16 protein-coding genes are annotated in these 19,823 nt (G+C 64.8%); 4 read left to right on the forward strand and 12 right to left on the reverse strand.

What is annotated here, in order from left to right:
* Positions 1-366: Phenylacetic acid catabolic protein (locus DY468_RS18150; RefSeq protein ID WP_205512501.1), on the reverse strand; the 366-nt coding region annotated here is incomplete at its 3' end.
* Positions 367-488: 122 nt separating this feature from the next.
* Between DY468_RS18150 and DY468_RS18155 the strand changes: the two genes are divergently transcribed.
* Entirely contained in the window at positions 489-1,169 is a 681-nt protein-coding gene (locus DY468_RS18155; RefSeq protein ID WP_164606194.1) for a TetR/AcrR family transcriptional regulator, read from the forward strand.
* A 235-nt stretch (positions 1,170-1,404) separates the two neighbouring features.
* Here the strand turns inward: DY468_RS18155 and DY468_RS18160 are convergent, their stop codons facing one another.
* The 8 genes from DY468_RS18160 to DY468_RS18195 form a co-directional block, all read right to left on the reverse strand.
* Positions 1,405-1,908, reverse strand: coding sequence for a phasin (locus DY468_RS18160; RefSeq protein WP_164606195.1), 504 nt, complete (start codon positions 1,906-1,908; stop codon positions 1,405-1,407).
* A gap of 206 nt (positions 1,909-2,114) precedes the next feature.
* The gene (locus tag DY468_RS18165) at positions 2,115-2,444 is read right to left on the reverse strand and encodes a poly(R)-hydroxyalkanoic acid synthase subunit PhaE (RefSeq protein ID WP_164606196.1); all 330 of its coding nucleotides are present in this window, start codon (positions 2,442-2,444) and stop codon (positions 2,115-2,117) included.
* A gap of 47 nt (positions 2,445-2,491) precedes the next feature.
* Positions 2,492-3,283, reverse strand: a complete 792-nt coding sequence (locus DY468_RS18170; protein ID WP_164606197.1) for an esterase/lipase family protein — start codon at positions 3,281-3,283, stop codon at positions 2,492-2,494.
* A 14-nt stretch (positions 3,284-3,297) separates the two neighbouring features.
* Entirely contained in the window at positions 3,298-3,552 is a 255-nt protein-coding gene (locus DY468_RS18175; RefSeq protein WP_164606198.1) for a DUF6489 family protein, read from the reverse strand.
* A gap of 90 nt (positions 3,553-3,642) precedes the next feature.
* Entirely contained in the window at positions 3,643-4,896 is a 1,254-nt protein-coding gene (locus DY468_RS18180; RefSeq protein WP_164606199.1) for an FAD-dependent oxidoreductase, read from the reverse strand.
* 277 nt (positions 4,897-5,173) lie between these two features.
* Positions 5,174-8,278 (reverse strand): MexW/MexI family multidrug efflux RND transporter permease subunit, encoded by a 3,105-nt coding sequence (locus tag DY468_RS18185; RefSeq protein ID WP_164606200.1) that lies wholly within the window; start codon positions 8,276-8,278, stop codon positions 5,174-5,176.
* Between the two features lie 141 nt (positions 8,279-8,419).
* Positions 8,420-9,613 carry an efflux RND transporter periplasmic adaptor subunit gene (locus DY468_RS18190; RefSeq protein WP_164606201.1) on the reverse strand — a complete coding sequence of 398 codons (1,194 nt, stop codon included), beginning with the start codon at positions 9,611-9,613 and terminating at the stop codon, positions 8,420-8,422.
* Position 9,614: 1 nt separating this feature from the next.
* The gene (locus DY468_RS18195) at positions 9,615-10,316 is read right to left on the reverse strand and encodes a TetR/AcrR family transcriptional regulator (RefSeq protein WP_164606202.1); all 702 of its coding nucleotides are present in this window, start codon (positions 10,314-10,316) and stop codon (positions 9,615-9,617) included.
* A 237-nt stretch (positions 10,317-10,553) separates the two neighbouring features.
* Between DY468_RS18195 and DY468_RS18200 the strand changes: the two genes are divergently transcribed.
* On the forward strand, positions 10,554-11,774 hold the full coding sequence (locus DY468_RS18200) for a cytochrome P450 (RefSeq protein ID WP_164606203.1): 1,221 nt from the start codon (positions 10,554-10,556) through the stop codon (positions 11,772-11,774).
* Between the two features lie 176 nt (positions 11,775-11,950).
* A complete protein-coding gene (locus tag DY468_RS18205) occupies positions 11,951-13,507 on the forward strand; it encodes a L,D-transpeptidase (protein WP_164606204.1) in 1,557 nt (518 codons plus the stop codon).
* A gap of 133 nt (positions 13,508-13,640) precedes the next feature.
* Here the strand turns inward: DY468_RS18205 and DY468_RS18210 are convergent, their stop codons facing one another.
* Positions 13,641-14,480, reverse strand: coding sequence for a VOC family protein (locus DY468_RS18210; RefSeq protein WP_164606205.1), 840 nt, complete (start codon positions 14,478-14,480; stop codon positions 13,641-13,643).
* 336 nt (positions 14,481-14,816) lie between these two features.
* Here DY468_RS18210 and DY468_RS18215 point away from each other — a divergent pair, with 336 nt between their 5' ends.
* Entirely contained in the window at positions 14,817-15,713 is an 897-nt protein-coding gene (locus DY468_RS18215; protein WP_164606206.1) for a sugar kinase, read from the forward strand.
* 123 nt (positions 15,714-15,836) lie between these two features.
* On the opposite strand, the gene DY468_RS18220 is transcribed toward DY468_RS18215, so the two are convergent.
* Together DY468_RS18220 and DY468_RS18225 are read right to left on the reverse strand one after the other, a co-directional pair.
* The gene (locus tag DY468_RS18220) at positions 15,837-18,158 is read right to left on the reverse strand and encodes a TonB-dependent receptor (protein WP_164606207.1); all 2,322 of its coding nucleotides are present in this window, start codon (positions 18,156-18,158) and stop codon (positions 15,837-15,839) included.
* Between the two features lie 425 nt (positions 18,159-18,583).
* Positions 18,584-19,801: an NAD(P)/FAD-dependent oxidoreductase gene (locus DY468_RS18225; protein ID WP_164606208.1), complete on the reverse strand. Its 1,218-nt coding sequence runs from the start codon at positions 19,799-19,801 to the stop codon at positions 18,584-18,586.
* Between the last annotated feature and the right edge of the window lie 22 nt (positions 19,802-19,823).

The raw sequence follows: 19,823 nt of genomic DNA on the forward strand, positions 1-19,823 counted from the left end.
GTACTTGGCCTTGCCGCTGAGCAGCTGATCGACCAGCTCCTCGCGCGAGGCGCCCAGAGTTTCTGCGGCGGCGTAGAGATACAACCCGTGGCCGCACTCGTCCTGAACCTTTGCGAGCAGCGCCGCTTTCCGGCGCAGCGTCGGTGCACGGGTGATCCAATTGCCTTCTGGCAGCATGCCGACGATTTCGGAATGCGCGTGCTGGGAGATCTGACGCACCAGAGTCTTGCGGTACGCGGCCGGCATCCAGTCGTTCGGCTCGATCCGCTCCTCGGCATCGATCCGCGCCTGGAACCGCGCGGCGCGGGTCGCGTCCTCGATGTTCCGCTCGTCACCGTCCGACACGTTCAGTGCCTGGGTGTACATGGCGATCTCCTCCGGCTTTGTTGGAAATATAATTGACCAATTGGACGGTCAATGCAAGTGTCGGAACCGAACACCGATGGTGCGTCGCAACGCACTGTCCGCCAACAGGATTCCGACCGCCCATGGCGCGCACGCGAGCCACCGACTACGACGATAAACGCCGCGGCATTCTCAGCCGTTCCGCGCGGCTGTTCGCCGAACACGGCTACACCGGCACCTCGATCACCATGATCGCCGATGCCTGCGGCGTGTCGAAGGCGCTGATGTATCACTACTACCCGTCGAAGGATGCGGTGCTGTTCGATCTGCTCGAAGATCACCTGCAGCACCTGGTCACGGTCGTCGACGCCGCAACGCAGGGCGAAAGCACTCCGAGCGAAAGATTGTTTGCGATTTCGGCGGCGCTACTCGAAGCCTATCGCGGCGCCGACGCCGAACATCAGGTGCAGATCTCCAGCCTCAAGCTGCTGCCGCCGGAGCAGCAGGACGTGTTGAAGGCGCTCGAACGCAAGCTGGTGGTGTCGATGTCGGACGCAATCGCCGCCGCGATCCCGGCCGCCGCCGCCAAACCGGAGCTGCTCAAGCCGCTGACGATGTCGCTGTTCGGCATGCTGAACTGGCACTACCTCTGGTTCCGCGAAGGCAAAGGCCTGTCGCGCGAGACCTACGCGAAGATGGTGACCGCACTGATGATCGCCGGCGCCGAACAGGCGATCGGCGTGATCACAACCACGCCGGCCAAAGCTGAACGGGCAGCGCCGCGGAAGAAGAGCGAGCGGGCCGCGGTGGCGCGGCGAGTGTAGGTCGAAGGCCCCTCCACCCGTCATTCCGGGGCGCGCGCAAGTGCGAACCCGGAATCTCCGCAACACACAACAACCTCGGGATTCCGGGCTCGCGAGCTGATCGCTCTCTACCCGGACTGACGGGATGGGACGCCAGATAAAAGGACGCCCAAAAAGAAAGGCCCGCGTGAGCGGGCCGAGGTCGGGAGGAACAGCGAGCCTCGAACGCGAGGCTCGGGGTCGACAGCAGCGGCGCTTAGGCCGACTTGCTGAAGGTCTTAGCGAAGTTGTCCTGCACCGTCTTGGCGCTCTCGCTGGCCAGCTTGCTGAAGTACTCGGTGGCGGACTTGGCGCGCGACACCAGCACTTCGCCCTGCGAGCGGGCAAGATCAGACTGGATCTGGAACGCCTCGTTCACCGACTTCGCCGACGCAAGCCTGTCGAGGCCCGTGAAGAACGCCTGGGTGTCCTGATAGATCGCCTGCTGGATATTGCGGGTGATCTTGGCGGCTTCGCTCACCGAATTGGCGACGGTTTCCTCGATCACCGAGGTCACCTTCTCCGAACCGGCGTGGAAGTCCGCGGCCTTCTCCTTGGCAGTGCCGGCGGCACGCTTGACGAAGTCGCGGGCGGCTTCCGGAACCTCGAGGGTCTGGAAGTTCTTGAACGCGTCGGTCACCGGCTGGAATGCCTGCTTGACGCTATCGGCCACCGTTTCGGCCGCTTGGGTGAAGCTCTCGTGATTAGCAGCATCGGTCATTTCAAATCTCCATCCTCGTGCCTGAGCCATGGTCTTCCCGTCCGACCAGCGGCCCGGGCCAGACAAATATGACACAAGCGATATTGCGTTGCAATGAAATTGCTGCAATGCAATACAAAATCTATGTTAAGGGATTGATATAAAAGAATATTCTACAAACATTAACACAATCAGCACGTGCTTTTCGAAGCATTACACTCGTAAATCTACGAGCCACCGCCCGAGCCTTTCGGCTTGGCTGACTTCGCCGGATGGACAGCAGCCGCCAGTTCGTCGAGCCGCCGCTCAACCTCCGCGAGCCGGGCGTTGAACTCCTGCATCTGCGCGCGCGAAGGCAGATTCATACCGGCAAGATATTTGTCCATCATCTCGGCGAACTGCTTGTGCGCCTCGGCAGAAACGCCGCCGACCTGCTGCGCGACTTTGCCGAGCTCCGGCGACGCCAGCGCCTGATTGGCGAACGCAGCGAATCCCTTGCTCATTTCCCCGAACATCGCCTGCCAAGCGGCTGCGGGATCGTTGTCCTTGTCGGCCATTGCGGTCTCCCCTCGTTGTCCTGCGCGGCACGCCGCGCGAAGACCTTTTACCGGCTCGGCACCGCGTAGGCGAAGGCAAATGGACCGGAGCGATCGAACGGGGTGAACTCGCCTTCCGGCTGCGCCAGCCGGTCGGCGATCGCCCACAGCACGGCGGCGTTGACGATCAAGCCGATATGGCTCGCAAGCACGACCTCGATGTTCTCGGCGCGCGGCGATGGCTGCAAGCGCGACGTGCGCCAGTTCACGATGCCGTCGGTGCGGGAATAGATCGACGTGGCCGGCACCGGCATCTCCCCGCCGAGCGGCTCGAGGTCTTCGAGGTGAACCTCGGTCAGCTCTTCGCCCGACAGCCTTTCGTAGATCCGTTTGGCATGGGTGGCGGTGACGTCGCCGGTGAACGGGCTGCCGAGCGTGATGATGTCGCGCACCATCTCGGGCGCATGCAGCGCCAGATCGCGCGCATAGACGCCGCCGAGGCTCCACCCGACCAGACTGACCTTGCGGCCTGTCGCGTCATGAACCGCGGTGAGCCGGTCGCGCAGACGGGCGCGCATCCGGTAGATGCCGCCGAGATTGCGGCCCAGCTCCCAGGCGAACACCTGATAGCCGAGGAGCCTGAGATAGCGCCGCATCGGCGCGGTCGACAGATCGCTGGCGAGCAAACCGGGTAGAACCAGCACCGGATGACCATCGCCGCGTGGCGCGCGCAGCAGCAGCGGCGACAGCAGCAGGCTGGCGTTGAACTCGAAGAAGCTGCGCGCCTCGGCGAGCAGCAGCGCGACGCTCGGCGGCTTCAGCCGATCGCGACTCTCGCCGGCGCCGCGCTCGTCAGGCATCGCATCTCCGATGGTTACTTCTTGTCCTTGGTCAGCGCGCCGCCGAGCCCCGTCATCGTGATGAACATTTCGCCGAATCGCTCAGCGAGCTTCGGATCGAAAGTGAACCAGGTCTTCATCAACGCCTCGGGCGACACCTTCTCGATGTTCGACAGCATCTGTTCCTGGAGCTTGTCCATCACCGCGGTCTGCATAGGCTGCACGTCGGGAAGCCCGAAGAACTGCCGTGCTTCTTCCGGCGTGCAATCGATCTCGACGTTGACTTTCATGGCCGCTCCACAGTCCTGCATTGACGCATCGAGCAGTATCGCCGCGACTGGCGTCGCGATGCAAGCGATCCAACGCAAAAGCGTGAGGCTTCAACCGAAGCGTTCGGCGGAGAAGGGACGCGGATCGGTGAGCGGCTGTTCGCCGGTCATCATTTCGGCGAGCAGCCGGCCGGTGACCGGCCCCAGCGTCAGGCCGTGATGCTGGTGACCGAAATCGAACCACAGGCCGGGATGGCGCGGCGCGCGGCCGATCAGCGGCAGCATGTCGGGCAGGCACGGCCGCGCGCCCATCCATGGCTGCTGCTCGATGGTGTCGCCGAGCGGAAACAGCGCGCGCGCCATCGGCAGGGTCTGCGCGACCTGCACCGGCGAAGGCGGCGCGTCGCGGCGCGCGAATTCGGCACCGGTGGTGAGGCGGATGCCGCGGTTCATCGGCGCCAGCAGATAGCCGCGATCGGCGTCGAGCACCGCGTGCTGAAGGCTGGCGTTGCCGCGCGGGGCAAGATGGATGTGATAGCCGCGCTTGACGCCGAGCGGGAAGCGGTAACCGAGCGGCTTGAACACCAGATCGGACCACGGCCCCATCGCCACCACCGCTTCACGCGCCGTGACGACGCCAAGCTCCGTCGCAATCCGCCAGCCGGCCTCCTCCTGCTGCAGCGTGCGCGCATCGCCTTTGACGAAGCGCCCGCCGCGCCGGGAGAACAGCGCCGCATAGGCTTTGACGAGCCCGCCGGGATCCGGGATCGAACCGGGCTCCAGCCAGTGGATCGCCCCCGTGAAATCGCCGGTGAGGTTCGGCTCGCGTTCGGCGATGCCGCGTTGGTCGAGCACGTCGGCGACGACGCCGAACTGCCGCGCCCGTTCGAGATCGCCGAGCGCCTTGCCAAAGCTGTTCGGCGAACGGAACAGCTTGATCCAGCCGGTCTTGCGCAGCAGCTCCGGCACGCCGGCTTCGGCGATCAGCGTCTCATGTTCGAGCAGGCTGCGCCGGATCAGCGGCAACGCCGCCTTGGCCGTCTCGGCGGCGCGGCGCGGCGACGAGGCGAGAAAATAGCGCACCAGCCAGGGCAGGAATTCGGGAATACCGGAGACCTGATAATGCGCATCCGCCGAGCCGTTCACTGCGTAGCGCAGCAGATGGCCGAGATCGCGCGGAAACATGTAGGGAAACACCGAGGCGCATTCGATCAACCCGGCGTTGCCGTAGCTGGTCTCGTCGCCCGCGGTGCCGTTGCGATCGACCAGCACCACATCGCGCCCGCGGCGCTGCAAATGTAACGCAGCGCAGACACCGACGATGCCCGCGCCGAGCACCACGACATCGGTCTCGTTCCGCTTCATGGACTCAAGTTAAGCGCATCGGCCCGCGATCGCCAACGCCAAACCGTGTTTGCAGGGGTGCCATAACGGCGCGTCGTGACTGCGGCAGACCGCTGCCGAGAGCCTCGTCATCGGCAGCTCAAACGCCGGGCAGCTCGCTGCATTCGACATCATTGCGACGATCACAATCGTCGGTCTGCGAATCCGGATGACGCGACGATGACGAATCGCACGCGCCGAAAACAAAATGGCGGGCCGATCGGCCCGCCATCGTTGTCGGAAAATCGCAGGGCTTCGCTCAGCTCGGCTTCAGCGCCGGCGAGCCGTGCTCCATCTCGTAGTCCTCGATCTGCTTGGCGCGATCGGACTCCAGCGCGGCACGGTGATCGGTGCCGATCGCCACATACACCGCCGGCAACACGAACAGCGTGAACAGCGTACCGATCATCATGCCCGAGACGACGACGAGACCGATGGAGAACCGGCTGGCCGCGCCCGCGCCCGAGGCGGTGAGCAGCGGCAGCAGGCCGGTGACCATCGCGGCGGTGGTCATCAGGATCGGCCGCAGCCGCACCCGCGCCGACTGCTCGATCGCGGTGCGCTTGTCGAGCGCCTCCTTGATCTGCAGCTCGCGCGCGAACTCGACCATCAGGATGCCGTGCTTACTGATCAGGCCGACCAGGGTGAGCAGACCGACCTGGGTATAGATGTTGATCGTCGCCACGCCGAAGAACAGCGGGATCAACGCACCCGAGATCGCCATCGGCACCGAGATCATGATCACCAGCGGGTCACGCAGACTCTCGAACTGCGCGGCCAGCACCAGGAAGATGATGATCAGCGCGAAGCCGAAGGTGATGGCGAGCTGGTTGCCTTCCTGCACGTACTGCCGCGCGTCGGCGAGGTAGTCGTGGCTGAAGCCGGACGGCAGGTTCTTGGCCTGCTGTTCGAGGAAGTCGACCGCCTGGCCGACGGTGACGCCCGGCATCGGCACCGCCTGGAAGGTGGCGGAGTTGAGCTGGTTGAAGTGCGTCAGCGCGTTCGGGTCGGTCGCGGTCTCGATCTTCACCAGCGTCGACAGCGGCACCTGCTGCCCGCTCGCGCTCGGCACGTAGAAGCCGTCGAGCGATTGCGGTGTCAGGCGGTCGGCACGCGGCACCTGCGGGATCACCTGATACGACCGGCCTTCGAGGTTGAAGCGGTTGACGTAGTTGCCGCCGAGCAGCGTCGCCAGCGTCGAGCCGAGCCGCTGCATGTTGATGCCGAGATCGCTCGCCTTGGTGCGATCGATCGTCACCCGCACCACCGGCTGGTTGAAGTCGAGGTCGCTGTCGGCAACGATGAACAGACCGCTCTTGCGCGCAGCGTCCTTCAGCTTGACCATCTCCTCGTAGACCGCGCGGAACCCGGCGGTCGAGTTGATCACCATCTGGATCGGCAGACCGCCCGGACCGCCGGGCAGCGGCGGCAGGTTGAAGGCGAAGGCGTTGACGCCCTCGATCTTGCTGAGCTCGGCCTGCACCAGCGGCTTGAGCTGCATGGCGGTGCGCTTGCGCTCGTCCCACGGCTTCAGCAGCATGCCGGCGATGCCGTTGTTCGGTCCCGAGGTGCCGTTCAGGATGAAGCGCAGATCGGTTTCGGGGAAGCTGGCATAGGCCTTGTCGAGCTTCTCGCCATAATAGTTGGCGTAGTCGATGTTGGCGTATTTCGGCGCCTTGGTCACCGCGAACACGATGCCCTGATCTTCTTCCGGCGCCAGCTCCTTGGACGTGTTCATGTACATGAAGCCGACCAGGCCGAGGATCACGACCGCGAACAGGCCGGTGATCGGCCGATAGTCGAGCGAACGGTCGAGCTGACGGCCGTACCACCGGGTCACGGCGCTGAACACGGAATCGACCTTCTGGGCGAACCAGCCCTGGCTCTCCTGGTGCTTGAGCAGCACCGAGCACATCATCGGCGACAGCGTCAGAGCGATGATGCCGGAGACGATCACCGAGCCGGCGAGCGTGAAGGCGAATTCGCGGAACAGCGCGCCGGTGAGGCCACCGAGGAAGCCGATCGGGGCGTACACCGCCGCCAGCGTGATGGTCATCGAGATCACCGGCCCGACGATTTCACGGGCGCCGATCAGCGAGGCCTGAACCGGACTCTTCCCCTCCTCCAAATGGCGATGGATGTTCTCCACCACCACGATGGCGTCGTCGACCACAAGACCGATCGCCAGCACCATCGCCAGCAGGGTCAAGAGGTTGATCGAGAATCCGAGCGCCAGCATCGCGGTGCAGACGCCGATCAGCGACAGCGGGATCGTCACCACCGGGATGATCACCGACCGCAGGGAGGCCAGGAACAGGAAGATCACCACGATGACGATGCCGACCGCTTCGATCAGCGTCTTCTCCACTTCGTCGATCGACGAGCGGATGAACTTGGTCGAGTCGTAGGCCACCTTCATGTGCATCGACGGCGGCAAATTGCGCTCAATATCCGGGAACAGCGCGCGCACGCCGGTGACGATGTTGAGCGGGTTGCCCTGCGGTGTCGCCTGCACGCCGATGAAGATCGCGCGTTCGCCGGAGAACGCCACGCTGGAATCGGTGCTCTGTGCCGCCAGTTCGACGGTGGCGACGTCCTCCATCCGCACGAATCCGCCGTCCTTGGCTTTGACGATCATGCGTTTGAATTGATCGGCGTTCTGCAGGTCGGTGTTGGTGGTGATGTTGGAAACGGTCAGATAGCCCTTGGTCTGACCGGCCGCCGCCTGGAAGTTGTTGGCCTGGATCGCCGCCGTGATGTCGTTCGCCGACACGCCGCGCCCCGCCATCCGGATCGGATCGAGCCAGATCCGCATCGCGAACGTCTGGCCGCCGAGAATATCGGCAGAGGCGACGCCGTCGACCGTGGACAGCACCGGCTGCACCACGCGCGTCAGGTAGTCCGAGATCGCCGAGCCCGACAATTCGTTGCTCGAGAACCCGATATACATCACCGCCGTGGTCTGGCCGGTGGACTTGACGATCACCGGGTCGTTGGCTTCCTTCGGGATCAGGTACTTGACCGAGTTCACCTTGGCCATCACCTCGGTAAGGGCCTGGTTCGGATCGAAGTTGAGCTTGACGTAGACCGTGATCAGGCTTTGCCCCTGGGTCGACGACGAGGTGATGTAGTCGACGCCTTCGGCCGAGGCGACCGCCTGCTCCAGCGGCGTGGTGATGAAGCCCTGCATCAGATCCGGCGACGCGCCAGGATACGCCGTGGTGATGGTCACCACGGTGTTGGACAGCTTCGGATATTGCCGGATCGGCAGCGTCATCGCGGCGCGAAAGCCGATCAGCAGGATCAGCATGCTGACCACAAGCGACAGCACCGGGCGCTTGATGAAGATGTCTGTGAGGACCATACGGACGCTCCGTGGCGCACACCCGGCGCGCCTTGCGCGGCCGTGCTGCGGTTGAGTTGTCCCCGGACGGCGACGATCGCCGGCCGGACCTATTCAATGGCGAACGAGCCGCGCCCCTGGGCGCGGCCGACGCTTCGGCTGTTAGTAGCGCGGCGGCGTCTTCGGCTGCGGCGGGGGCGGATCGGTCGAGATCGTAACCGCGGCGCCCGACTGCAGCTTGAGCTGGCCGACCGCGACGACGCGATCGCCCGGCGTCACCCCGCTCAAAATGACGGTGCGGCCGTTGATCCGGTCGCCGGTACGAACGAAGGTCCGCACCGCCGACAGCTTGCTCTTGCCGTCCTCGCCCTTCTCGTCCTTGATCAGGAAAACGGAGTCGCCGTACAGCGTGTAGTCGACCGCGGTCTCCGGCACGGTGACCACCGCCGGCTTGTCCGGCAGCACCACCGTGGTGGTCGCGAACATGCCGGGCCGCAGCACATGCCCGGGATTGTCGAGCGTCGCCTGCACCCGGATGTTGCGGGTGTCGGACGAGATCTGCGGCTCGATCGTTGTGATCTTGCCGTCGAACACCCGGCCCGGATAGGCGTCGACCGTCACACGCACGGACTGGCCGACCGCGAGCGTGCCGGAATCCTTTTCCGTCACGGTGAAGTTGGCGTAGACGCGCGACAGATCGGTCAGCGTCACGATCTGCGTGCCGGCGGTCAGATATTGGCCGACTTCGACGTGACGAACGCCGAGCACGCCGTCGAACGGCGCCCTGACCAGCTTCTGCGAGATCAGCGCCTCGGTCTTGGCGATGCCGGCATTGGCCTGGTCGAACGCGGCCTGCGCCGAATCCACCGTCGCCTGCGGCCCGAACTGGCGCGCCGCCAGCTGCTTGGCGCGATCGAGCGACAGCTCGGCGACCTTGGCCTGGGCGCGGTAATTGGCGAGATCGGCCTGCTCGGTCTCGTCGAACAGCTTCACCAGCGGGGTGCCCTGCTTCACCTCGGCGCCGGCCTGAAACAGGATGTCGGTGATGCGGCCCGAGACGTCGGAGGTGACGTTGACCTGATGCACGGCCGCCAGATCGCCGACCGCGGTCAGCAGATTCGGCAGCACCTCGCTCTTCGCCTCGGACACCGTCACAGTAATTGGCGGCGGTTTGTTGTTGGCGAAGAACTGCGCGATCATATGATTGCGGAAGGCATTGAAGCCGACCAGCGCGCCCACCAGCAGCGCCAACAGCAATCCGACGATGATGAACCAGCGAACCTTCCGCACCGGGCGCGGGCGCGGCTTCTCGCTGGAGCTCCGCGCCGACGGCGGAGTTTCTGTCGCAAGCGTCATGTCATGCACTTTCTGTCGTTTCCGCCTGCATCGAACCTGCCGAAAACTCGCGGTCGAGATGGGCGTCAATTGCGGCTTCGTTCAAACCAATTCCACGTAGGATGAATTCACAAATCTGGCGCGCCACATCGACAGGCGCGCCGTAACTCAGGCACGGCACCGACGGCAGCCGGGTCAGAGCCGCCATCAGCAGCGTATGATGGGCGAACCAGAACAGGTTCATCGGGTCGTGCCCGATCCGGACCGCGTCGCCCGTCTCGACTGCCTTCTCCAGGGACATCACGAATGTCCGCCCGATCAGCCCGGCGATCTTCTCATAGACCAGACGGGCAAACTCGCCATCGTCGAGCTGGCTGGACACCAGGAGCCGCAGCCGCTGCTCCTCGTCCTGGTCAGGCTGGTCGCAAGCGTGCAGGAAGTGCTGCACCATCTCCCGGACCAGCACCACCAGCGTCTTGGTCGAAGGTGGGGCGCCGCGCAGATCGCTCAACGCCGGATCAGCCTCGCACTCGCAAGCCAGAATCTCGGCATACAGCACCGCCTTGCTCGGGAAGTGCTTGAACAGCAACCCTTCCGAGATCGACGCGGCGGCCGCGACGCTCTTGGTGGTGGTCCCTGCAAAGCCGTTCCGAGCAAAGCAACGCTTGGCTGCGCTCAGGATCAATTCCCGGCGCAGGTCACTGGTCATGCGGAGTGAAGTCATTTTGTGAGTAAACACTCACCTTTGCAATTGTCAATCAAGAACGCCGAGAAGCAATGAATCGTGAGGGGAATGCGGCCGACAGCGCAGTCCGGCGCTCTGCCACCCCATCCGATCCACACACCGGCCGTCGCCTGACATGCGTCGGGCCGGTTCCATCCGCAAGACCTCGGCGACGGATTTCTCGACCGTTTCGGCAACGTCGTAAATCGCCTATACACGCCAAAAAGCGGAAACGACATGGAAACGTCCCCAGCACAGCTCGCGGAAGCGTTCGATCTCGCACGTCTGACGCCTGATTTTTATGACGATCCCTACCCCACCTACCACGCTCTGCAGGCGCATCAGCCGGTCAAGCGGCTGGCGAGCGGCGGCTATTTCCTGACCCGCTACGACGATCTGATCGCGGTCTACAAGAACACCGTGCTGTTCTCCTCGGACAAGAAGCGCGAATTCGCGCCGAAATACGGCGACTCCCTGCTGTTCGAGCATCACACCGCCAGCCTGGTGTTCAACGACCCGCCGTCGCACACCCGCGTCCGCCGGCTGATCATGGGTGCGCTGACGCCGCGGGCAATCGCCGGCATGGAGCCGGATCTGATCGCGCTGCTCGACCGGCTGCTGGATGCGATGGCGGCCAAGGGTCGGGTCGATCTGATCGAAGATTTTGCCGCCGCGATTCCGATTGAGGTGATCGGCAATCTGCTCGGCGTGCCGCACGACGAACGCGCCCCGCTGCGCGGCTGGTCATTGGCCATTCTCGGGGCGCTGGAGCCGGTGATCGGGCCGGAGGCGTTTGCGCTCGGCAACCAGGCGGTACAGGAATTTCTCGGCTATCTGGAAACCCTGATCGCGCGTCGCGCCGCCGCGCCGGGCGATCCGGAGCGCGACGTGCTGACCCGGCTGATTCAGGGCGAAGCCGGCGGCGAAAAACTCACCGCCAAGGAGCTGCTGCACAACTGCATCTTCCTGCTCAACGCCGGCCACGAGACCACCACCAATCTGATCGGCAACGGGCTGGTCACGCTGGCGGCCAATCCCGATCAGAAGCAGCGGCTGATCGCCGAGCCGGGCCTGATCAAGACCGCGGTCGAAGAAATCCTGCGCTACGAAAGCTCCAACCAGCTCGGCAACCGCATCACCACCGCCGAGGTGGAGATCGGCGGCATCTCGATGCCGCCCAACACCTCGCTGACGCTGTGCATCGGCGCAGCCAACCGCGATCCGTCGCAATTTGCCGACCCCGACCGGTTCGACATCGCACGCAGCCCCAACCGGCATCTGGCGTTCGCGTCCGGGCCGCATCAATGCGCCGGGATGGCGCTGGCACGACTGGAAGGCGCGATTGCGATTGCGCGCTTCCTCGCACGCTTTCCCGGTTACATCCTGGATGGGTCACCGCAGCGTGGCGGCCGGGTCCGATTCCGGGGTTACCTCAGCGTCCCGTGCCGGCTGGCCTGACACTGCGCGAGCCCCCATCGTCCGACCACACTCGCCTGCGATGGCTCTACGCTGTCCGGGCAGATCGTCGCAGCGCCACTCGGCATGCAACCGGTGGCGGCGCTCGCGGATTTCGAACAACATGGGCTGGGATTCGTTCGCTCGAGGCGAGCGTTACTTTCGAAAAGCGAGGCGCAGTGAAGCGAGCGACGATCAAGCATGGCGCCTTGCGGCGCTTCAAAGCGCCGGCCCTCCTCGGTCTGGCGACGCTGCTCGCAGTGGCAACACCGACCTTCGATGCCAGCGCCAAACGGGCGCGCCCCGCGGCGACGACCGAAGCGGTCGCGCCGCGCGAGGCCGGCGAGCCGATCATGGCGATCGTGTCGATCAAGGGCCAACGGGTAACGCTGTACGATTCCGAAGGGTGGATCTATCGCGCACCGGTCTCGACCGGCACCACCGGGCGCGAGACCCCGGCCGGCGTGTTCGCCGTGGTCGAGAAGGACAAGGACCACCGCTCGACGATGTACGACGACGCCTGGATGCCGCATATGCTGCGCATCACCTGGAACGGCGTTGCGCTGCACGGCGGGCCGCTGCCCGGCTATCCGGCGTCGCACGGCTGCGTGCGGATGCCCTATGGCTTCGCCGAACAGGTCTTCGACAAGGCCAAGATCGGCATGCGGGTGATCGTGTCGCCCGCGGACGCCGCCCCGGTCGAGATCAGCCATCCGGCATTGTTCTCCCCGACCGCCGATGCGCTCGCCGCCGCGCCGGCGCGGGCCGAGACGACGACCCGCGAGGCCGAGCAGGCCGCCCAGGCTGCCGACGAAGCCAAGGCCGCCGCGACCGCCGCCGCCCGCGCGGTCAAGCCGCTGAAGGGCGAACTGCGCAAGCTGGAGCGCGCCAAGGCGCGCGCCGAAGCGGCGCTGAAGGCGGCCGACCAGGTGCTGATCGCCGCCAAGACCGACGAAGCCAAAGCCAAGGCGGAAGAGCGACAGCAGAAGGCTGCGCAGCAATTGGGCGAGGTCGCGACCCAGCTCGAAACCGCCAAGGCCGATGCCGACGCCAAGCAGGCCGCGGTGACCGCCACCAAGGATGCCGCGAAAACCGCCGCGGCACAGAAGGCCGAGACCGCGAAGCTGGCGACCGACGCCAAGCTGGCGCTGGAACCGGTGTCGATCTACATCAGCCGCGCGACACAGAAACTCTATGTCCGGCGCAACACTCATAAGCCGCTCCCCGACGGTGGCGAGCTGTTCGATTCCTCGATCGAAGTCCCGGTGACGATCCGCGATCCGGACCGGCCGATCGGCACTCACATCTTCACCGCGATGGCACGCGCCGACGCCGGCCTGCGCTGGAGCGTGGTAACGATCGAGAACGCCGATGGCGCCAAGAATGCGCTCGACCGCATCACGATTCCGCCGGAGGTGCTGGAGCGGATCGCCCCAACCGCGCAGCCGCGCTCCTCGATCATCATCTCGGACGAGCCGCTGAGCGCAGAGACTAATTACCGCACCGAGTTCGTCGCGGTACTGAGCGATCAGCCGCAGGGCGGCTTCATCACCCGCAAACCGACCCGCGAAGTGCCGGTGGCGAGCGATGACGGCTGGGGCGACGGCGGCTGGGACAACAACAGCGGCTGGGACAATGGATGGTCGAATGGCGGCTTCCCGCGCCGCATGGAAAGCCGCTCCGAACCCCGCCGCCGCGGCGGCTATTACTATCAGCCGCAATCGAGCTGGTGGTAGGGCGCCGGCTTTTGCTTCGCCGATGTCGACGCTGGAGCGTTAAGGGCGAGTCGAGAACCGGCTCGCGCGAAGAAATCGCGCCAACGCAAAAGACGAGAGTGCCGGTTCTGCTGCGACCGGAGCCGGACCTGCGCTAGGCCAGCGTCCGCTGCACCAGCAGGGTCGGAATCCGGTGCGTGCCGCTGCGCACCGTCACGACGCGGGTGTCGGCGTGACGACCGGCCCGCGACGAAGTGACCGTGAGACCTGCAGCCAGCAATCGCTCGCGTGCCGCCTCGACGTCGTCGACGCGCCAGCCCATGCCCCACAGCTTGTCGTGCTCGGCGTCCGAGCCCGCCACCGGCCGGTGGACGACCTCGAGCCGTAGATCGCCGCAGTGGAACGACATCAGCCGCCCCCAGTCCTGCTGCGAGCGGTCCAGCGCCATATCGAGTCCGAGCCGCGCACCGTACAGCGCCGCGGCACGGTTCGGATCGGCGGTCGAGATCACCAGGTGATCCAATCCAACGACCGGCGCCGGCCCCGTCACCAGCGAATGCGGCCGCTCGGAGCCGAGTTCGAGGAAGAACAGCCGCACCCCGCGGGTTGTCTCGGTCGCGGTCCGGGTTCGCTTCCACGTCAGCGTGGCACCGGTCGTCCGATCGCGGCCCTCGACCTCGGCGACCGGCGTCGGCTGCAGCGCCACCCGCTCCAGCCGATGGCGCGCCGCCGCGGCATCGGCGACGCGGAAGCACAGGCTGGCGATGCCCTCTCCCTCAAGTTTGATCAGCGTGCGCAGCCGCTCGGCGATCGGTCCGCTGCCGGACGGCGCCATCAACTCCAACGACATGTTGTCGAAGGTAAACAGAACGTTGTCGGAGCCTTCGTCGCCGCTGCGCCAGGCCGGCGCGCGGGCGAGCAGCGTCTGGTAGGTCGCAACCGCTTCGTTGAGATCGCTGACCAGGACGACAATGTGATCGATCGCGGTAATCATGGACGTTCCCCCGCACGCAAATCGCCCCATGCGGTGATTTGCTTCACGATGCTATCGGGTTTGTCGCTTCGGTTCATCGCCACGCCATCCCCGGACGATAACGAGGTGGCGCCACCAACCGGCCGCACCACGCGCCGCTCGCTCGCCTGCGACCGCCACCCTCTCCTCCCTGACCGCGGCTGCCCGGAACAAGGCAGCGCGCGCGCCGTTATGACCGGATTCTCGGCGAAAACGCAGTCGTATCAGTTGCACCGCTGCGAAAAATTTTAGCGAATGCGCCGCGAACGGCAATGCTATGCTGAGAGCGCCGGAACCGGTCGCAGCCTCGGGACTCTCATGCACGCACTCTTCATCGGACAGACCTACATCGACGTCACCTTCATCACCGACCACATGCCGACCGGCGACGAGAAGCACGTCGCGTCCGACTATGCAGTGTCGTTCGGCGGCAATGCGGTGACCGCGGCGTTCTGCTGCGCCAAGCTCGGCATCGTGCCCGACCTGATTGCCACCGTCGCCAACGACTGGCTCGGGCGGATGTTTCAGGACATGAGCGCGAAATACGGCATCGAAATTCATCCGCGCAAGGTCGCGTCCTCGTCGCTGTCCTTCATCATGCCGAAGGACGGCAAGCGCGCCATCGTGCGCTGCCGCGACGACGAACACATCCATCCGTTTCCGCTGCTTAATCTCGGCCCTTGCCGCGCCCTGCACGTCGACGGCCACCAGCCCGACGCGGCGATCCATTACGCCAAGCTGTGCCGCGAGGCCGGCATCCTGACGTCGCTCGACGGCGGCGGCCTGCGTACCAACACCCACGAGCTGTTGGAATTCATCGACGTCGCGATCGTCGCCGAGCGGCTGTGCGAGCAGATGGACATGACGCCGGAAAAGATGCTCGACTATCTGAAGTCGCGCGGCTGCCGGGTCGGCGGCGTCACGCTCGGCGAGCGGGGGCTGTATTGGTACGACGAAGCCGGCACGGTGCGGACCATGCCGGCGCTGCCGATTCCGCGCGAGCGGGTGATCGACACCAACGGCGCCGGTGACGTCTTCCACGGCGCCTATGTGTTTTCCTATCTGAACAATCCGGCGCAGAGCTGGCAGCATCACTTCGAATTCGCCCGCGCCGCCTCGACCTACAAGATTCAGAAGCTCGGCAACGAAGCCGGCCTGCCGACGGTGAAGGATATCGAAGCAGTGATGCGCGAATTCGCAGCGGCGGCGGAGTAGAGGATTTCCGGCTCTGATGGGATCAGAGCCGGAGCGCCGCCTGTTTGTTCTGATGCGCTTTCCTCGCGCGGACCGGCTTCCGCGTCGCCGGAACACGCTTTCGTGCCGCCGATTGCAGGCTGCCTAGAAATCCACGCTCATGTTGGCCAGGAAGGTTCGAGGAGCCCCCTGAACAAGGTAGTTCGCTCCTGGATACCCGCCCACCGAGGCCCAATACGATTCGTTGGCTACATTCAGCACGCGCAAACGATAGGTGACGCGCGTCTTGTTCCAGGCCGTAGCGTAGCGCAGCCCCAGATCCAGACGCATCCAGCTGTCGACCTGATTGATGTTCGCCGCGTCGGTGTATTGCTTACCGGTGTAAATCAGCCGGCCGTCCACCGTCATGCCGGGAATAAAGGGCAGATCCCATTCCGCGCCCAGATTGCCTTGCAACCGCGGCACGCCGACAGCGTAGTTGCCGTTGTAGAGGCCGTCCTGGGTGTTCTGAAGCTTGGGATCTATGCCGGTGACGCCGCCGAGAAGCCTCACGCCCTTCACCGGCTCGCCGTAGAAGGACAGTTCGACGCCCCGATTCTGCTGCTCGCCGGCTGCCTGGTAGATCCGGTTCTCGACGATCGCCTGCTGCTGGGTGATCGAGAACAGGCTGAGGGTCGCGCCGAAGTTTCCGCCGTCGAACTTGGCGCCGACCTCGTACTGCTTGCTGACGTAGGGACTGAGCGTCTCACCGGCATTCAGAATGACCTGTCCGCCGCTGGTCGCCGGCGCAATACCACCGCGCTGAAGTGCCTCCGCATAGTTGGCGAAAAGCGACACTCCGCGAAGGGGTTTCAGCACCAGCCCGACCACCGGTGTGACCGCAGATCCCTCGGCAGCAGATCCGAGCGCACCTGTATTATAGTTGAACGTGTCCTGAGATACTTTCTGGTAGCGACCGCCGAGCGTCAGCAGGACGCTCTCGCCGAGAAACGAGAGCGTGTCGGCAACGGCGAAACTCGACGTGCGCGTCTGCTCCGTGATCAAAGGATCGGAAAGAACGCCGCCCAAAAAGTAGTTCGCCGCGGGCTGCGCGACACCGACGGGATTGTAAAGCGTGCCCGCCGAGAAGCCCGCAAAATTGGAGAACGCATACGCGTTCTTGGAATCGAGCGTGGTTCCGGCCCCCGACACGACCACACGATGACTCACCGGGCCAGTGTCGAAGGTGGCTCGCACACCGGCATCGCCCGAGAAGGCCGTGTCTTTTCGAACGTTATCGAACCGATAGGCGCTCAGGCTGCCGGTCGATGTCGCAGTGGGATTAGCGAGGACATTGTCTTCGTCGCCGAACCTAAAACCACCCGAAGCCCACGCAGTGACAGATTCGGTAAGATCGACCTCTCCGCGCGTGACGAAGAAGAGGTTACGGTCGTTCGCATAGGTCCAAGGCTGCGCATAGTTCTGGTCGGCCTTTGGCGGACTGGGCGGCGCTCCGGCCAGTCCGACTTGGGGCCGCGGACTGTCGAGGTGACGATCCTGATAGCCGAGATCGGCACTGAAACGCGCGTTCTCTCCGTTGTAATCGACGTCGAGGGACGCGGCCCCGAGCTTTCGATCCTGTCCGTCGACCGAGGTCTCTCCTGTTCGCCCGGTCGCACCGACACGAACGCCCCATTCTTTGAAGTCGCCAAACCGGCGCGCCACATCGATCGTGCTGAGAACCTGACCCGAGCTCTCGTAGCCTATGGTGAGGCTGTTCAGGTCGTTCAGCGGAGCGCGCTTCGGAACGAGATTGACCGAGCCACCGACGCCGCTGTTGCCGGGGGCAGCTCCGTTGACGAACGCACTGACGCCACGCAGAATCTCGACCCGTTCGACCAATGGCGCTGCGACGAACTGACGGGGCACGATGCCGTACAGCCCGTTGAGGGCAAGATCGTCGCCGTAGAGCGGAAAGCCGCGGATGATGTAGACCTCGGCGAAATTACCGAATCCCTGCGCAACCCGCACGGTCGGATCGTTGAGCAGCACGTCGCCGACGCTGGTGGCTTGCTGATTCCTGATCAGTTCGGACGTGTACGAAACACTGCTGAACGGGGAATTCGCGTAGACGAGATTGCCGAGAACACCGACTCGGCCGCCGGTCGCGACCTGTCCGCCGGCGTAAGCGGGAGGCGGGTCACCAACCGTGTGCGTGGTTCCCACCGTGGCGGCCGGCCTGGGCGCCGGAGGCCGTTCGGCGGATTGTCGTGGCACGACGCGGCTGGTGCGCTTCGGCGCGGCCGATCGCGTGCGAACCGTCGTCGCGCGTTCGCGCTGTCGAGGCGGATCGACAGAGACCGGCGGCAGCGTGGTCGATGCTGCCGTCTGGGCTCGGCTGAGAGAGGGGACGCTGCAGAACCAAAGCGACGCGATCGCGGTCGCTGCGCCGAGAAGCAGGTATCGTCGATGGTTGATGATGATCATAGGGTCCCCCGATATCGCCGCTGTGGCTAGATAACGGGGGCGGTTCCGGCAATAAGGCGGAGTTCAGATTCGATCTAATCGCAGGGGTTGCGCCCGAGAAGCCGGACAGTTTGCTTCGCCGGCAATCGGTTTCTCGACGGCTCAGCAGTCCGATACAGACTTAAACGCGACGATATTGGTGAAAGCGACACGCGGACAAATCAAGCGCAGATGGCTTTTAAGAAATCCTCTAAGATGAATTCTGAAGTGAGTTGCTTGGTTCGAAGCGAAACGGCCCGCACGAACACACTCACAAGCCCGCGGGCCTGCTTGTTGCTTTCCCATCGGACCCGCCCGCAGTCGTTGATCGGTCGAAGTCCGGATACAGGACGAGGACCACGCGGCACCGTGATGAAGCCGTGTGGCATCAAAAGAGTAGCGCCGATCTACGCCACCGCCTTCTTCAGGTCGAAGCTGAGATCCGCGGCCTGCTCCGGCGTCACCGACTTGTCGAGCGGCAGGATCTTGCGGCCGAAGACGTGGTCGGCGGCGCGGTTGACGGACTCGATGCCGATCAGCTTGCCGGCCTTGTAGCAGAACGCCGAGAACGAGCGTTCGGCGACGCTGCCGCGGATCACCACCTGATCGAAACCGGCGGTGAGGCCGACGATCTGCAGCTTGTCGTCGCCCTGATCGGACCAGAACCACGGATAGCCGTCATAAGGTTTGGCGTCGCCGGTGAGACGCGTGGCGACGCAGCGCGCCTGATCGGTGGCGTTCTGCACCGACTCCACCCGCATCGTCTCGCCGAACCGGACGCTGTCGAACAGCGCGCAGTCGCCGATCGCCGAGATGTGCGGATCGCTGGTGAGAAGCTGCCGGTCGACAATGATGCCGGCGGCGGTCGGCAGCCCGGCGGCGGCGGCGATCTCGACGTTCGGAATCACGCCGACCCCGACCACGACGAGATCGCAGGGCAATGTGTTGCCGTCGCTCAGCACGACTCCAGTAACGCGGTCACCCTCGGCGGCGATTTCGGTCGCACGAACGCCGTAGTGCATCCGGATGCCGGCCGCGCTGTGGCGGTCATGGAAGTAACTGGAGATCTCCGGCGTCACCACGCGCGCCATCACCCGCGGCGCCAGTTCGACGACGTCGACCTCGAGTCCCTTGGCCCGCGCCGTGGCGGCGAATTCGAGACCGATGAAGCCGGCGCCGATCACCACGACATGCTTCTTGTCCGGCATCCGCTGCCGCAGCACTTCGCTCTCGTCGAGCGTGCGCAAGTACAGCACGTCCGGCAGCGACGCGTTGGGCACGTCGAGCATCCGGTTGCGGGCGCCGGTGGCGAGCACGAGGTGGCCGTACTCGATCGCGGTGCCGGAGGCGAGCAGCAGCTTGCGGCCCTCGCGATCGATCGACACCATCCGGTCGGAGATCAGCTCGATCGCCTGATCCTGGAAGAACTTTTCCGGGCGGAACATCAGCGAGTTCGGATCGCCGTCGCCCTTCAAGTAAGCCTTCGACAATGGCGGCCGCTGATACGGCAGGTGCTTCTCGTCGTTGATCAGCGCGATGCGCCCGGCGTATTTCGCCTGGCGCAGCGATACGGCGACCTGAAATCCGGCGTGTCCGGCTCCAGCAATCAAGACCGTGTCGTTCATTGTTGAGCTCGTCGTGTTGGGG

This window comes from Rhodopseudomonas sp. BR0M22, assembly GCF_010907035.1.
Taxonomy (GTDB): Bacteria; Pseudomonadota; Alphaproteobacteria; order Rhizobiales; family Xanthobacteraceae; genus Rhodopseudomonas.